Annotated in this window: 13 protein-coding genes and 1 tRNA gene; 4 read left to right on the plus strand and 10 right to left on the minus strand. The window is 43.9% G+C overall.

The genetic code is table 11. The annotated features are described in order from the left end of the window. Positions 1-52: 52 nt before the first annotated feature. The gene (locus APA_RS08720; protein ID WP_201321904.1) at positions 53-1,036 is read right to left on the minus strand and encodes a phosphate ABC transporter substrate-binding protein; all 984 of its coding nucleotides are present in this window, start codon (positions 1,034-1,036) and stop codon (positions 53-55) included. A gap of 142 nt (positions 1,037-1,178) precedes the next feature. Between APA_RS08720 and APA_RS08725 the strand changes: the two genes are divergently transcribed. Together APA_RS08725 and APA_RS08730 are read left to right on the plus strand one after the other, a co-directional pair. Next, complete coding sequence (locus APA_RS08725) at positions 1,179-2,537, plus strand: cytochrome c biogenesis protein (RefSeq protein WP_236579467.1); 1,359 nt, start codon at positions 1,179-1,181, stop codon at positions 2,535-2,537. Between the two features lie 145 nt (positions 2,538-2,682). Continuing rightward, positions 2,683-4,317 (plus strand): alpha-D-glucose phosphate-specific phosphoglucomutase, encoded by a 1,635-nt coding sequence (locus APA_RS08730; protein WP_201321905.1) that lies wholly within the window; start codon positions 2,683-2,685, stop codon positions 4,315-4,317. A gap of 195 nt (positions 4,318-4,512) precedes the next feature. On the opposite strand, the gene APA_RS08735 is transcribed toward APA_RS08730, so the two are convergent. From APA_RS08735 to APA_RS08765, 8 genes are all read right to left on the minus strand, one after another. Beyond that, positions 4,513-5,175, minus strand: a complete 663-nt coding sequence (locus APA_RS08735) for a molybdenum cofactor guanylyltransferase (protein WP_201321906.1) — start codon at positions 5,173-5,175, stop codon at positions 4,513-4,515. After that, complete coding sequence (locus APA_RS08740; RefSeq protein WP_201321907.1) at positions 5,169-6,089, minus strand: alpha/beta fold hydrolase; 921 nt, start codon at positions 6,087-6,089, stop codon at positions 5,169-5,171. Before APA_RS08740 ends, APA_RS08735 begins: the two co-directional genes overlap by 7 nt. A 90-nt stretch (positions 6,090-6,179) precedes the next feature. Continuing rightward, positions 6,180-6,989, minus strand: coding sequence for a hypothetical protein (locus APA_RS08745; protein ID WP_201321908.1), 810 nt, complete (start codon positions 6,987-6,989; stop codon positions 6,180-6,182). 60 nt (positions 6,990-7,049) lie between these two features. After that, positions 7,050-8,564, minus strand: a complete 1,515-nt coding sequence (locus APA_RS08750; protein WP_201321909.1) for a peptidoglycan-binding protein — start codon at positions 8,562-8,564, stop codon at positions 7,050-7,052. A gap of 137 nt (positions 8,565-8,701) precedes the next feature. Continuing rightward, complete coding sequence (locus APA_RS08755) at positions 8,702-9,487, minus strand: ABC transporter ATP-binding protein (RefSeq protein WP_201321910.1); 786 nt, start codon at positions 9,485-9,487, stop codon at positions 8,702-8,704. Between the two features lie 24 nt (positions 9,488-9,511). Continuing rightward, positions 9,512-9,751, minus strand: coding sequence for a Uma2 family endonuclease (locus APA_RS25475; RefSeq protein WP_268961906.1), 240 nt, complete (start codon positions 9,749-9,751; stop codon positions 9,512-9,514). 73 nt (positions 9,752-9,824) lie between these two features. Next, positions 9,825-10,049 (minus strand): Uma2 family endonuclease, encoded by a 225-nt coding sequence (locus tag APA_RS25480; protein ID WP_268961907.1) that lies wholly within the window; start codon positions 10,047-10,049, stop codon positions 9,825-9,827. A 59-nt stretch (positions 10,050-10,108) separates the two neighbouring features. Next, positions 10,109-11,419: a formylglycine-generating enzyme family protein gene (locus APA_RS08765; protein ID WP_201321911.1), complete on the minus strand. Its 1,311-nt coding sequence runs from the start codon at positions 11,417-11,419 to the stop codon at positions 10,109-10,111. Between the two features lie 206 nt (positions 11,420-11,625). Here APA_RS08765 and APA_RS08770 point away from each other — a divergent pair. Next, a tRNA-His gene (locus APA_RS08770) sits at positions 11,626-11,698 on the plus strand. Positions 11,699-11,845: 147 nt separating this feature from the next. Further along, the gene (locus APA_RS08775; protein WP_201321912.1) at positions 11,846-14,110 is read left to right on the plus strand and encodes an ABC transporter substrate-binding protein; all 2,265 of its coding nucleotides are present in this window, start codon (positions 11,846-11,848) and stop codon (positions 14,108-14,110) included. A gap of 408 nt (positions 14,111-14,518) precedes the next feature. Here the strand turns inward: APA_RS08775 and APA_RS08780 are convergent. After that, positions 14,519-15,142: tetratricopeptide repeat protein (locus APA_RS08780; RefSeq protein ID WP_201321913.1), on the minus strand; the 624-nt coding region annotated here is incomplete at its 5' end.

Here is a 15,142-nt window from a genome sequence, read left to right on the forward strand (position 1 = left end):
GTAGCCCGCCGTAACATTTTGGGAGCAATTATTTTGTGTAAGTCCCTTAGAGCTACTGTACAGAAATAAATCCTAGCCTTTGGGCAATTTGCTGACCTTGAGGCGAGAGCGCGAACTCAATAAACTGCTTAGATACAGGACTGGTAATCTTTTTTACACCTAAAAACAAACTGCGACTAATTGCATATTTACCAGCTTTGACGGCATTAACATCCGTAGGCAGAACTCCATCGATCGCAATAATTCTTACGATTTCTTGCTTCTCTACCTGTGAAACTGTGGCATAACTGATCCCGCTATCGCCTATATCACGCAGTATTGCCGTTGTTTCGTCTTGTTTCCACGTAATGAAGTTAGGGCTATCTGGCGCGAACCCTTGACCGAGTAAAACAATATCTTGAAATGCTTCTCTTGTTCCGCTTGTGGTGGCGCGATTGATCACTCTAATTGGTTGATTTGCCCCACCAACTTGCGACCAATTAGTGATTTTACCCTGATAGATATCGCGTAATTGCTCTTTAGTCAAATTACCTTTAAATGGATTATTAATACCAACTACTACAGCGATCGCATCTTTAGCGATCGGCACTAATTGTATCCCTGCCTGCGCTTCGGCGGCTTTTAGAGGGCGAGAAGTCGCCGCGATCGAGATATTCCCATCAATGAGATTTTTTAATCCCTGATTGGAGCCACCGGGACTGCCATCAGGAATCCCATAGGTGGTGGGTATGTTTGGGTTAACTTGACTATAAGCATTACGCAAATCCTTGACCAAAGCAACCATCGCGGTACTGCCATCTATCCCCAAAACACTAGGATTTGGTAGAGATGTATCAAGGTTTAAGTTGGCTGATGTTAGTACGGGGGGAGTTGGTTGTGATGATGAATCTGGTGTTGCCGTGGTAGCTGGTGTTGCTGTGGTAGCTGGTACTACTGCTGATTTTTGCTGTAAAAAAAACCAGTAGCCTCCACCAGCAATCCCTGCTGTGACTAGCAGGGACAATACCAAAACTGTAGTTTCTTTGCCCTGTGACATATGCTCTTGTTCCCTAAGAATATCTGTAAGATTGGCTTAACTTTACCCTAAATTTAGTCTTCCCACCGTAGCTCAAGGTCAGATCTACTTTCTGACAACCTGAGATAAGATCAAAGCTAGCAGTAGTAACCATAGACGTGACGTGTTTCAAAAAATCCAATTCCAAGCTAACCAAATTTGGCGACATCAGGTAGTGGCACTCCTTGCCAATCTAAAAGTGGCGATCGCCTTATTATTGTTGATTGCCCTATTTAGCATTCTCGGTACGGTGATCGAGCAGGGACAAACTATCGATTTTTATCGTGAAAATTATCCCGAACATCCTGCCCTGTTTGGATTTTTATCGTATAAGGTGATTTTGGCGATCGGATTAGAACATGTCTATGGAAGCTGGTGGTTTCTCTCACTGTTAATTTTATTTGGCACAAGCCTCACTGCTTGCACCTTTAATCGTCAATTGCCAATTCTCAAGGCTTCCAAGCGTTGGTTTTACTACACCAAGCCCCAAAGCTTCGCCAAACTTCCCCTCGCCACAGAAATTATTGGCGGTAATCTAAATAACTTAGCGCGATCACTACAAAGCAAAAACTATAAGGTTTATCAAGCTGACGATCGCCTTTATGCGCGTAAAGGGCTGGTTGGTAGAGTTGGACCAATTATCGTCCATGCCAGTATGTTGCTGGTTTTAATCGGTTCAATTTGGGGGGCGCTAACGGGTTTCACTGCCCAAGAAATGGTTCCCACTGGTGAAACATTTCAAGTCAAAAATATTACCGAGGCAGGCGCTTGGTCTGCTAATCAAGTTCCTAAAGATTGGTCAGTGCGCGTTAACCGATTTTGGATTGATTACACCCCCAAGGGAAGTATTGATCAGTTCTATTCGGACTTGTCAGTTCTTAATAATGACGGTAAAGAAGTCGATCGCCAAACTATCCATGTGAATAAACCTCTCAAGTACAAGGGTGTTACCTTCTATCAAGCGAACTGGGATATTCATGCGGTCAGATTTACGTTTAACAATAGCCCAATCCTGCAATTACCAGTTAGGAAGTTAGAATCCCAAAATGGCGGTCGTCAAGTTTGGGGAACATGGATTCCTACCAAGCCCGATCTCAGTGCGGGAATTACGCTAATTACGCCTGATTTACAAGGTACTTTCCTGATCTATGACGAGAAGGGCAATCTTCTTACTACAGTTCGTACCAATGGCAGTGCCGAAGTTAATGGGGTTACTTTTACCTTAAAAGAAGTGATCGGTAGTACTGGTTTACAAATTAAGGCTGATCCAGGGATTCCCATTGTTTATGCAGGGTTTGGATTGTTGATGTTAGGGGTGATCATGAGCTACGTCAGTCACTCACAGGTATGGGCGTTGCAAGTTGGCGATCGCCTCTACGTTGGTGGCAAAACCAATCGCGCCCAAGTTAGCTTTGAGTCGGAATTAATTGATGTTACAAATGTGGTGAATCAGGGTGCGATCGCTTCAGGAGTTGCTGCTTAACAAGCAAAAAAAAGAGGAGTTGCTTTGCAACTCCTCTTTTTTTTGCTTGACTGACCAATGACTCGTAAAATGAAAGCAAGCCTAAAGGTATGGGCATTTCAGTATTTAGAGCATTTATTCAGAGCATTTTTAGATAGCAATTTTAATGAGCATCAAAGTCGTTCCCACCTCACCTTTTTTCGACCAGAAGCCCGGTACTTCGGGTCTCAGAAAAAAAGTTACCGTTTTTCAAACACCTAACTATCTCGAAAATTTCGTTCAATCAATATTTGACAGCCTCGAAGGATTTCAAGGACAAACTCTCGTCGTCGGTGGCGATGGACGTTATTACAATCGCCACGCGATCCAAGTGATTTTGAAAATGGCAGCAGCCAACGGCTTTGGCAAAATCCTCGTTGGACGCGGCGGGATTTTATCAACACCTGCGGCTTCATGTATTATCCGAAAGTACAACGCCTTTGGTGGCATTATCCTCTCGGCAAGTCATAATCCCGCAGGCAAAGATGGCGACTTTGGCATCAAATACAACACAGGTAATGGTGGCCCCGCTCCTGAGAAAATCACTGATGCGATCTACAACATCACTAAGAGCATTGCTGAATATAAGATTCTGGAAGCTGATGATCTTGATCTTGATCAGATCGGGGAATCCCAATTAGGCAATACCACGATCGCAGTGATCGATTCCGTTGCTGACTATGCCGAACTGATGGGTGAGTTATTTGATTTCGATCGCATTAAATTATTGCTAGCATCACCGAGTTTTCGGATGTGCTTCGATGGAATGCACGCCGTAACTGGCCCCTATGCTCAAGAAATTCTCGTTAATCGTCTCGGTGCACCTGCTAGTGCTTTGCAATGTTGCATTCCCCTTGAAGACTTCGGTGGTGGACATCCAGATCCGAACCTCGTTTACGCCCACGATCTAGTCGAAGTTCTCTATGGTGAAACTGCTCCAGACTTTGGAGCAGCCTCAGATGGGGATGGCGATCGCAACATGATTCTAGGACATAAATTTTTTGTCACCCCCAGCGATAGCTTAGCGATCCTCGCTGCTAATGCTCATCTAGTCCCCGCCTACAAAGGTGGACTCGCTGGTATTGCCCGTTCCATGCCCACCAGCCAAGCTCCCGATCGCGTGGCAGCGCGTTTAGGCATTGAATGTTACGAAACTCCGACAGGTTGGAAATTCTTCGGTAATTTGCTCGATGCAGGTAAGGCAACGCTCTGCGGTGAAGAGAGCTTTGGTACAGGTTCCAATCATGTCCGCGAAAAGGATGGACTCTGGGCGGTACTTTTCTGGCTCAATGTTTTGGCAGCACGTCAGCAATCGGTCGAGGCGATCGTTAAGGAACATTGGCAACTTTACGGACGCAATTTCTATTCTCGCCATGATTATGAAGGTGTCGATAGCGATCGCGCTAACACCTTAATCAACAATCTCCGTAATAAATTTGCAGATTTGCCCACTCAGAAGTTTGGTAATTACGAAGTTGCATTCTGTGATGACTTCAGCTATACCGATCCCATCGATGGCAGTGTCAGCACCAAGCAAGGTGTACGAATTGGCTTTACCGACGACTCGCGTATTGTATTCCGTTTGTCTGGCACTGGCACTGAAGGCGCAACTCTGCGACTTTATGTGGAAAGCTACGAACCAAATATTGCGAAGCATTCCCTCGATCCGCAAGAGGCGCTGAAGGAGCTGATTGAGATTGCCGATCAAATCGCGCAGATCAAGACTTTAACAGGACGAGATCGCCCGACAGTGATTACATAAATTACCTTACGCAGACAGAAAATCTGCCCTCATCCCCCAACCCCTTCTCCCTCCTTGGGAGAAGGGGAGCAAGAGGCGGTTTTAAGTTTTTCTTTTCCACTCTCCCTTTCTGGGAGAGTGGCTAGGGGTGATGGTCTTTGAAACTTCTACGTAACATGAGTGCATAAAATAGAAGCGCACCCTTTGGGTGCGCTTTTATTTTATCGAGCGAAAATCATCTGGAGTATTACAATTAAACAGCATTGCTAAAGGTGCATTTTCTATTTCAATAACTTCTTGAATACTTAGCCATTTCTGAAACGATCGCCCACCATTGTTGATGAATTCTCTGAGAGAATCTTGACATTGCCAACGATAGAAACCGCACAGAGGTTCCCATTGCTTTTGCGATCGCTCATCTACATAGCGTGGTAAATAAGCGATCGCAGTTTCAGATAAATTCGCTAATTGACTAGCCCAAAGCTGAAGAATATCACCTTGCAGATTAGGCAAATCACAGGCAAGCAATAAGATCCAATCAACAGGACTTGAGATCGCTTGAATTCCTTGCCAAAAACCAACTAAAGCACCATCAAATTGCTGATCGATTACCACTGAAAATTGAGGTTGATTGTAGGAGATTGCTTCTTGATATTGTTCTTGACTCCGAGCCACGATATATACTGCCGCAGAGACTTGTAATGCGGTTCGACAAGTTTTCAATAATAGAGTTTCACCATTGATTTCCAATAAAGCTTTATCTCTTCCCATCCTTGAGCTTTTTCCGCCCGAAAGTGCGATCGCAATGATGTTAACCAAAAGAGAGTTGCGGCGCTTCGCGCCGCAACTCTCTTTTGGTTTTTGGGTTTTCCCTAACATAACTGGCTTCCGCTATAGATGAATTTAAGGATTTCTTGGGCAGTAATTTCGGGGTGTTCCAAATGCGGAACATGCCCGCTATTGTCAATCCAAACTAGCTTGTTATTAGGAATAATCGATTGGAACTTGGCTGCATCTTTTGTGCCGAGAATGCGATCGCGATCGCCCCAGAGAATTAAAGTTTCCTGTTGCAAATATGCTAATTGCTTTGCAAAGGAACCATAGCCACCGCTTTTGGTAAAGGCAATCAGAGAATCACTCCAACGCGGCATCGCCAAATGCAGCGATGCACAAACCTCTGCATCGGTTGTGACAAATCGGGGATCAGCATAAGCCTTGAGACTAACTTCACGGCGGACTTTGGGGCTGCGTAAAAAATCAGTAGCCATCCGATCTAAAGGCGGAACCAGAAATTTACCCGCAGAAGTTCCTTTTCGCATTCCTGCACTGCCGATCAGAATCAACTTTTTTACTACATCAGGATAGGTAAGTGCAAAGTCGATCGCAGCCGCACCACCCATTGATGCACCGACGAGAATAATTGGTTTTGCGATCGCCGTTTTCCAGAAATAGTAAAGATGCTCTTTGATTGCTTCAGGACTAACTTGACTATCAGCCAGACGTTCGGTTAACCCAAAACCAAATAAATCCATGGCAAAAGTTTGGCGTGAAGTCGCCAGTTTTGGGAGCAGCCGTCGAAACTCTAATAAAGAACTATCAAAACCATGTAATAGCAAAATTGGCGTATCTTGCTCATCTTTACTTAGACCATCACAGACATAGCTAGTCAAAATCACTTCACTGGTGAAGGTCGTGGAAACAAGACAAAATTGAATATTATCAACAAGAGCGATCGATGTTGCTTCTGTGAGTTGAGATCGCAGTTGCGTAACTTCAGGCGGTAAATTCGACATTAATTCTCTATTTTAAGTTAAGCAAGTAAGCAGGCATAATCCAAAAGTTACTTCGCCCACTACGCGAGCGGAATAACTTTTGGATTATGTTTAAGTTTCATCACTACTCATTTTGTTAATTCCATCTATTCCTTCACTTGAAGGCAATATAGAATTTGGATCTGCTTTTGTTATTTTTGTGGAATGGTGTAGTCGCATTTTGACAAGGGTTGCTCCCGTAATCGTGGCATAAAAAGGAGTAAATCCTAAAAAGAATAATAGAATTCCATACAAGCTCCCCTGACCACGAAAAGTTGTCAGTATCGCTACTGCCATGCATGTTACTAACACAACATTAACCACAATCCATAGAAGCGATCGCCCTTTTAAAAATTTTGAAGCAGAAAATTTAGAACTCTGACCATTCCACAGAACTAGCCACTGTAAAACGCCTAGCATGGTTCCAGCTAAAACTAACCATAGAGAATTAACTGCCAATAGCGGGATGCGATCGATAATGTTGCTCTCGGCAAAGGAACCGTCAGTATTTAGTACAAAGCCAAATTGAGCAGTATAGGCAAGACTTGTGGCGGCAAACCCAACCCAAGCCCAACCAAAGGTACTCGCTAAAATCCACCATGCGGGAGACCTCAGGAATCGTCGTAAGACTAGATATTGCATCAAACCCACAAACAGCCCGGCCACAATCGCACCACTGACAATACCAGTTGACACAGAACAGTTGAGATTGCCAAAGCCTGTATCGCAAATGCGGAGATCGATCAGGCGATCGCTAAGGTAATGAACTCCCGCTAAACAAGCAGCAATCCCAAATATAGTACCGATCGCTGCACCAACTAGCGTAGTCAGTACCCATCGCCACCATAGACCGACAGCAGATAAAGTGCGTTGTTTTTGCATTGTGTATTTCAATCCCGCATGGCAAGCGAACTCGAAGATTTCGACCGCAGCATTAAATTTCTAGATTAGCTCTTCTGTGACAATCCTACGCAAAATCTCAGCGACTGTAGCAGCCATTCTCGCATCAATTTCTAAAGCTTCGCGTACAGGATCTCTAAGATTAAGGGCAGCACGTAAGGTCATATTCACCGATCTCATCTTTGGTAAGGGCAAGTCATGGGACGTGGCAAGGAGATCGACAAACTGAATACAAGCGGTATAGGTAAGTTCAGTTTGTTTACGTTGATCGCTGTATCCAAAACCCATCTTGGAGATCACCACAGGTTTGTCAATAAAATATGACAAACCCAGAGCCACGATCGCCGCATCCACGTACCTCGCCGTATCTTGCCCCATCGCACTAATCAAAGTGCTTAAACTATGCCACTGAGCAGTCAAGCGATTGTCAGGGGCAAGATGACGATGCCATGCGATTTGCGAAACAACTCTTGTCAAGTCGTAGGCGGAAATCAAATTGTCGCCACGATGTTGATCTTTTACCCCATTGATGACATTTGCACCTGTGTCATCACGCAAAATCGGCTGTTCAATGTAAGGAGCCTCGCCATAGCGTCCTTGAAAAATCAGCTTTTGATTGCCTGTAATTTTTTTGAGCCAATCCTGTAGTACTAGGGGCGTAGTAAATTGCTTAAACATTGCCGACAATCCATTGGAGGTCATGCCATTAGATTCTTCATAAGCACAAATACGCTGAGCCATTTCGGCAAATGTGCGGGGTATTTTATTCCCCTGTGTATCAGCGATCGCACAGTTAGCGATCGCCTGATTTGGTTGCACTTGATTGGCTTTGCAAATGGTGTAGAGCAATGGCAATATTTTGGTAGAACTCCAAAACTGGACATTACTTAAAGGATTGCGCCCAATCCAACGGGTTAACATTTGTCCATTAACAACACTGCCAACGCAGATACAAGCCTGTTGAATACTGCTATGTAGAAACTCTAAGCCAATGGTTTCAATATTTGGAACTGCGCCGATCGCAGGATAAGGACGAAATCGCACCCGCACCTGACTACCAGACAGCATGGCAACTTCACCATAAGAAACCACATTTACCCCATCTGGTAAACTGGCGAGGCGATCTGCATAGGCGGGAATATGGTTTAACAATGGCGATGGGGCAAAATTGCGATTTGGCAAACCTTTTTTGGAACCTGCAATACTGCCATTGACTCCACGATCAAGGAAGCCAAGATAGTTAGAGTCGGCTTGCCCCATATTCACGAAAATCCGCTGAGCGTTAGTAAATTTTTGAAGTAGGCGATCGCCTTCGCCGATGATTTTGAGCAAATGTCTAACTACCGCAGGGCTTTGTAAGAGGTTGTTTGTATACGCTTGCGAGTTAGCATCCAAAATCGTATCGATGCTGAGGGCATTGGCAAACTGCACAAAAGCAGCTTCCGATAATCTGCCATAGATGCCATCCACTTCGCCGTCATATAGCCCTAACTGCTGCAAATATGTCTGTGCTTTGGTTAGTTCCTCAAACGAAAGCTTTACCTCTACGACTGCCATGAAATTCCTCTATAAAAAAGCCTTAGTCTAATATTCTATCGACAAGCTAAGCGATCGCGATGTATTCCACATCTCACTAACTATAAAACCCCAAATTATTGTGGCGGGCTTCGCCCGTCGCAATGATTTTGATGCTCCTACGCTGTTTTGCCAAAATTGCCCATGCCTAAATACAACTCGGCAACTTCGGGGTCGTTCAATAAATCAGCACCCTTACCCGTAAATTCATCTTTGCCCAAATGCATCACATAACCGCGATCGGCGATCGCTAAAGCCTTACGCGCATTCTGCTCCACCAAAATAATCGAAGTCCCCGTTTGATTAATTTGTTGAATCAAATTAAAAATATCCTGAACCAAAATTGGTGATAGTGCTGCTGAAGGCTCATCTAAAATCAATAATTTCGGCTCTAACATCAGTGCCCTTCCCATCGCAAGCATTTGCCGCTCCCCGCCAGATAGTGTCCCGGCCCTCTGATTGCGCCGTTTGGCAAGTACAGGGAAAGTTTCATAAATCTTGTTTTTAACTGCTGCAATATTTCCTTCGCGGGTATAGGCTCCCATATCGAGATTGTCAGATACGCTTAGCGATGGGAATACATTAGCAACTTGCGGTACATAGCTAATTCCCTGTCGCACAATTTGTTCGGGCTTAAGTCCGATCAGATTGCGATCACCAAATAATATTTCCCCAGATCGCACTGGTACTAAACCAAATATTGCTTTGGCTAAGGTTGATTTACCCGCACCATTGGAGCCAATCACGGTGATAAGTTCGCCTTCATATACCGATAAATTTGCACCTTGTAAAATATCTACCCCATCCACATATCCCGCAACGACGTTACTGGCTTTGAGAATAAGTTGAGTGGAAATTTGGCGATCGGGACGATCAGTTAGATCGGTAGATTGATTAGCATTCATATTTGGGATTTAATGGCTCCAAGCTTAAAACAGGTCTTCCCAAGTAAAAGTCACATCAGGAAATGCAAGTATCGATAACTTATCATTCTTTTCGTATCGATTTATCTGTTTATATCCTGATGCAGATGGTTGCGAATATCCCTCGATCGCTTTTTTGTTGACATCAAATAACCACATTTCAGGAATATCCACCGATGCGTAAAGAGGTGATTTGACTTCGCGATCATAGGAGATTGTGCTATCGGCAACCTCGATAATCAACAAAATATCTGAAGGTGTTGGTAAGCTCTCCTCATATTGAGGATGGCAAGATCTGGTTGTGGTGCTGAATTATCATCTAAGCGAATTGGATTTTGTACTGAATAATGCGATCGCCTAATTTTTTGGTGAATAGTGTAACTAAACGGTTTACACAAGCAGCGTGTTTTCTGCCAATTGGCGACATTTTTTTGACTTCTCCATCAATTAATTCGAGACGCTCGTCCTGCGCAAAAACACCAGCTTCATGCATGAGGTGATATTGCTGTGTTGTAAATTTATGCGTAAGGAGTTGAGCTGTCATGATCTTAATTAGGTTTTCCTAAGCATTGAGATCGAATTAATGGCAATGATAGCTCAATTCTACATTGCGGAAATAACCACGCGAAAGCCGATGTCATTGTAGCGATCGCTCTGCCAATGCCATTCACGACTTGCCGCTCGACATAGCTTTGCTTCATTGCTCCATGAGCCGCCCTTACGCACGCGCCGACTGGTGTAGCCATCGCTCACCCATGCCGATCCATCGGCAGGTGCACCATTAAAATTATCGTGCCACACATCCTCGCACCATTCCCAAACACCGCCATGCATTTCGTATAGTCCCCAAGGGTTGGGGACTTTCTGTCCGACAGGATGCGATCGCTTGTTGGCATTGTCAGCAAACCATGCATAATCAACGAGTTCAGTGGGACCATCGCCAAAATGGTAAGCCGTATTTGTACCAGCACGGCAAGCATATTCCCATTCCGATTCACTAGGTAAGCGATAAAGGTGCTGCGATCGCGCTGCTAATTTACGACAAAAATCTTGAGCCTCTAACCAAGAAATATTTTCCACAGGCGCTTGCAGATTTTCGCGAAATAAGGCGGGATTACTGCCCATAATGGCGACCCATTGCTCTTGCGTGACTACAAATTTTGCCATGTAAAAAGCAGGAATATTTACTTCCGATATAGGTGATTCATTGTCACGTCTGCCAATTTCATTAGTTGGCGAACCAAGAGAAAATCTTCCTGAGGGAATCCGCACCATTTCCATGTGGACTCCATTACCCAAATCATCACGAAAGGCTTTGTCACCTCTTTTGATCGGATCGCGAGGTGGTTCAGGAACTGGTGGCGATTCCGCAATGATGATTGGTGCTGGCTGAGGTTTGAGGTTTTCGAGAAATATCGCTAGGGTAAAACCTGCGATCGCAGAACTAGTACTAATCAGTAACTGACGACGATTAATCTTTATTGGTACTTTTGCAAGAGATTTCACCCATGATCGCTCGATCGGTAAAGCTTTAACCGTAGAAACTTCTGAAGTCTTTTTTACTTCTGGAGCGGTAAAATCATTAAAAATTCGGCTAAATTCTTCTAGATATTCATAACCTTCCAGATATTCGCGCACTAGATAACAATTGTCTTCTTCCGTAAAAAAAGCTTGCACTTTTGGGGATAGCGTATAGTTTTGTCCGATTTCATAAAGCTTTGTCGCGATCGCCTCATGATCTAGAGCATCTTTTTCTGAAACTTGCCAGAAATAAATCACACACAAAGGTTTAGGTGTAATCGGCATCTCTAAATTTTCTGCTAGATAAACCGACAATGCGATCGCACCAATTTGTTTAATACCAATGGTTTGAGTTATGCGATAGCGCTTGTTGATAATATTGTCTAAATCCATTGATGTCTAGGGTTGTTAATATAGCGATCGCTACTTAATATTAAATCCCAAAAAGCAAAAGGCGGCGCTTCGCGCCGCCTTTTGCTAAAACCCAAAGTAGAGTTGTGGCGATTCGCACCGCAACTCTACTTTGGGTTTTAATAGAAATTTCAAAAATATCTTGTGTAATTGTACATATCAGTAGTAATATCAATAACGGTTAAATGGCGAGTGTAGCCAAGTGGTTAAGGCAGTGGTTTGTGGTACCACCATTCGTGGGTTCAATTCCCATCATTCGCCCTCAAATTAAAATCCACAAAAAGAAAAGAGGTCACTTTGTGACCTCTTTTCTTTTTTGGGTGTTTTGACGGTAGCTCAAAGCACTAAAATTGCGAGAGAGTTCAATTTATGCGTTAGCAATTTTTAAATAGGACGGCTGTAGGTTTCATGGGTAAGACAGTTGTAAGATTTTGCGCGATCGCTTTGATCACGCTCATGATCGTAATATCGCTCGGTGGACTATATCCGCAAAGTTCGAGAGCCGATGGCAATGCGATCGTGATCGCCGTAGCTGCTCCTCTAAGCGGAGATGGTGCAAGTGGTGGTCAAGAAATCGTCGATAGCATCAAGCTATATATTGATGCGACCAATCGTGAGGGGGGGATTAATGGTCGTCAACTTAAATTAAATATTTTTGATGACAAGGGCAATGCGGATGGGGCAACTCAAGTTGCTAACGAAATTGCTAAAAGTGATGCACTAGTGGTGTTGGGGCATCGCTCTTCCGATGCTTCGATCGCCGCAGGTAGCATCTATCAAGATAAGAAATTACCAGCGATTACAGGTACGGCGAATAATCCTAAAGTTACGAGCGATCGCCCGTACTATTTTCGGATTATTTATACCAATCCCGATCTGGCAAAAACCTTGTCAATCTACGCGCAGCAGGTACTCCAGTTCAAGACGGCAAGTGTGATTTATGACAAGGCTAGTAAAAATGAACAGACCCAATCGGAAGTAATTAAATCTGCCTTTGAAGCCAATGGTAACGGCAAAATTCAAAAGACTTGGGCGATCGATTCCGATCCCAATAATCGCAAAGCCTCAGTCCAACAAATCGTCAATGAAATTGCCGCCGAGCCTGAGGCAGGAATTTTGTTTTTAACCTTGTCCAAAGAGGATGTTGCTGAAGATTTTTTGGTAGCGCTCAAACAAAAAGGTCTAAAAAATAGCATTCTTGGTGAGCAAGCGCTAGGAAGAGAACCCTTTGCAAAGCGGTTTGAGAAATATGATGAAGAGAAGAAAACGGCGGGATTCTTTACCGATGGCATGTATGTGCCATTGCCAATCCTGTTTGATAGTGCAGGAGCCGATGCCCAAGATTTTCTGGCCGCTTATCAAAAAGCCTACGACAAGACTCCTTCCTATTTAGGGGCGAAGTTCTATGAGGCAGCGATCGCGGCGGTGGATGCAATTCGTAAGGCTAATCCTAAGTTAACAGCGGCAAGCTTAGAAGGCGATCGCGAACAGGTGCGCGATGCGCTAGCTAAACTAAACAATCGTAAGCTGGGCATCAGAGGTTTAACGGGGTTGCTTTATTTCAACAGCGATCGCAATAGCGATCAGCCTGTGCGCCTTGCTCAATTCCAAAATCAAAAACTGATCTCAGCATCCCAACAATTTACGCCGATCGATAATCCTGAACGTCTGAATTTACCGAAAGAAATCCAAGCTGGCAGTATCGTTCAATCTGGCAATCAATATTTTTGGCGGCAGCGCGTAGTTTATGCGGGGATGGATATCAATAAGCTAAATCGGATTGATAAGACCACGTTTACCGCCGATTTTTATGTATGGTTCCGCTATAGCGGCAGTGATGAACCTACGGAAATTCAGTTTCCTGATGCGGTCACCAATAGCGTCAACCCTACAGCTCCAGTATTTGATGGCAAAGCGCCAATCAAGGCACAGGTGGTCAATGGCTTAAACTATCGTCTCTATCGGGTGCGTGGTGAATTTCGGAATGCCTTCGATTTTCGCGATTATCCCTTTGATTCACAGAAATTAAACTTGCGCTTTGATAATCCTAATCTATCGACGGAGCGGTTAATTTATGCGATCGATACCGTTGGCTTAAAACTACCCAGAGCAAAAGATGTGGAACGCAAACCCTTTCAAGGGCTACAACTTTGGAATTTCAAAGATATCACCTATTTCCAAGACTCATCGCGCAGTACCTCCACTCAAGGCGATCCTGATTTGTTTCAGTCAAATGCTCAAGTGGAATATCCTGGGTTAAGTATTCGGATGACTTTTCAACGCAAAACCTTAGTATTTCTATCTAAGAATGTGTTGCCGTTGATTTTGCTTTCGCTCTTAACCTATTGCTGTCTGTTCTTCCCCTATACGATGTTTGTGCCTCGCACGATGGCTCCTGCCTCGGCATTACTATCAGGAATCGTGTTGTTACTATCCTTTAATAATCAACTTCCTGAAGTTGGCTATACCGTAGCGATGGAATATGTGTTTTATGTCTATTTCTGTCTGTGCTTGCTACCAATTATCGTCACGGCGATCGGTACGAAGTTAGATAAAGAAGGGCATAAAAAAGCCTTCAAATATTTAAATATTGCTTCGTGGATTCTCTATCCATTAATTTTGATTGTTACTGTTGCCACGTTTTTAATTAGCTATGGCGATCGCCTAGTTTAATTTAGCTGATGTTACGTAAAACCCTCATCCCCTCTCCCTCAGGCGATCGTGTACACAGTAGGGGCGGGTTTAGTTGATAATTCTGTGCTGAAGCAAGATCTATATGCAAAACCCGCCCCTACTTTAGAAACTTCCACATAACATCAGTAATTAGGTCAGCAAAAGAAACCTGTAATTGCCCAGATCCCCGACTTTTTGTGTGACTAGTAGAACCGATCTATGATGGCAAAGAAAAAGTCGGGGATCTTAATCTCTACATCTTCAGCTCCGTTGCATCCTCAACAAATTTTTGATACCACGGCAAATATTTTGAACCCAAGTACGGGATTTGATTGACTTACTTCTCGGCTTTGTGGGTGGGGCTTGTTCGTTCTCAATTCCAGAGATATTCCTTTCGTCAATCACATTTTACAAAATCGCTATATTTTTAAGTACGAGATCCACCTTTGGCTGAAAAGCAGCAGGACTCTTTTTCGCAAAGTCTTGATAAATCTGCAAAGCCTCTTGATATGCCGACATCGCTAGATCAGTTTCATTGGTATCACTATGCAAACTCGCCAAATTGTTCAGCGTCATCGCCACATCTGGCAAAAAAGTAGCAGGATTCTGCTTTGCCAATTTGTGATATATCTCTAGAGCCTCCCTATATTCCGAGAGAGCGATCGCCATTTCATTGGTATCCCAATGCAAACTCGCCAAATTGTTCAGCGTCAATGCCACATCTGGCAGAAAAGTAGAAGGGTTATGGGTCGCTAATTCTCTTCTAATCTGTAAAGCTTCTTGATATTCCGAGAGAGCGATCGCCATTTCATTGGTATTCCAATGCAAAACCGCCAAATTGTTCAGCGTTGTTGCCACGTATGGTAGAAAAGTAGCAGGATTATGGGTTACTAATTCTCGATAAATTTCTAGAGCTTCCCTATATTCTGAGAGAGCGATCGCCATTTCATTGGTATCATTATGCAAATTCGCTAAATTGTTCAGCGTCGTTGCCACATCTGGCAGAAAAGTAGCAGGATTCTGCTTTGCCAA

Source organism: Pseudanabaena sp. lw0831, from assembly GCF_016584665.1.
Taxonomy (GTDB): domain Bacteria; phylum Cyanobacteriota; class Cyanobacteriia; order Pseudanabaenales; family Pseudanabaenaceae; genus Pseudanabaena.

Bases quoted from the DNA above. Each gene is read 5' to 3' on its own strand.
- APA_RS08740 (WP_201321907.1), bottom strand. From the start codon at position 6,089: ATGTCGAATTTACCGCCTGAAGTTACGCAACTGCGATCTCAACTCACA.
- APA_RS08735 (WP_201321906.1), bottom strand. From the start codon at position 5,175: ATGTTAGGGAAAACCCAAAAACCAAAAGAGAGTTGCGGCGCGAAGCGC.
- APA_RS08750 (WP_201321909.1), bottom strand. From the start codon at position 8,564: ATGGCAGTCGTAGAGGTAAAGCTTTCGTTTGAGGAACTAACCAAAGCA.
- APA_RS08755 (WP_201321910.1), bottom strand. From the start codon at position 9,487: ATGAATGCTAATCAATCTACCGATCTAACTGATCGTCCCGATCGCCAA.
- APA_RS08775 (WP_201321912.1), top strand. From the start codon at position 11,846: ATGGGTAAGACAGTTGTAAGATTTTGCGCGATCGCTTTGATCACGCTC.
- APA_RS08730 (WP_201321905.1), top strand. From the start codon at position 2,683: ATGAGCATCAAAGTCGTTCCCACCTCACCTTTTTTCGACCAGAAGCCC.
- APA_RS08765 (WP_201321911.1), bottom strand. From the start codon at position 11,419: ATGGATTTAGACAATATTATCAACAAGCGCTATCGCATAACTCAAACC.
- APA_RS08745 (WP_201321908.1), bottom strand. From the start codon at position 6,989: ATGCAAAAACAACGCACTTTATCTGCTGTCGGTCTATGGTGGCGATGG.
- APA_RS08720 (WP_201321904.1), bottom strand. From the start codon at position 1,036: ATGTCACAGGGCAAAGAAACTACAGTTTTGGTATTGTCCCTGCTAGTC.
- APA_RS25480 (WP_268961907.1), bottom strand. From the start codon at position 10,049: ATGACAGCTCAACTCCTTACGCATAAATTTACAACACAGCAATATCAC.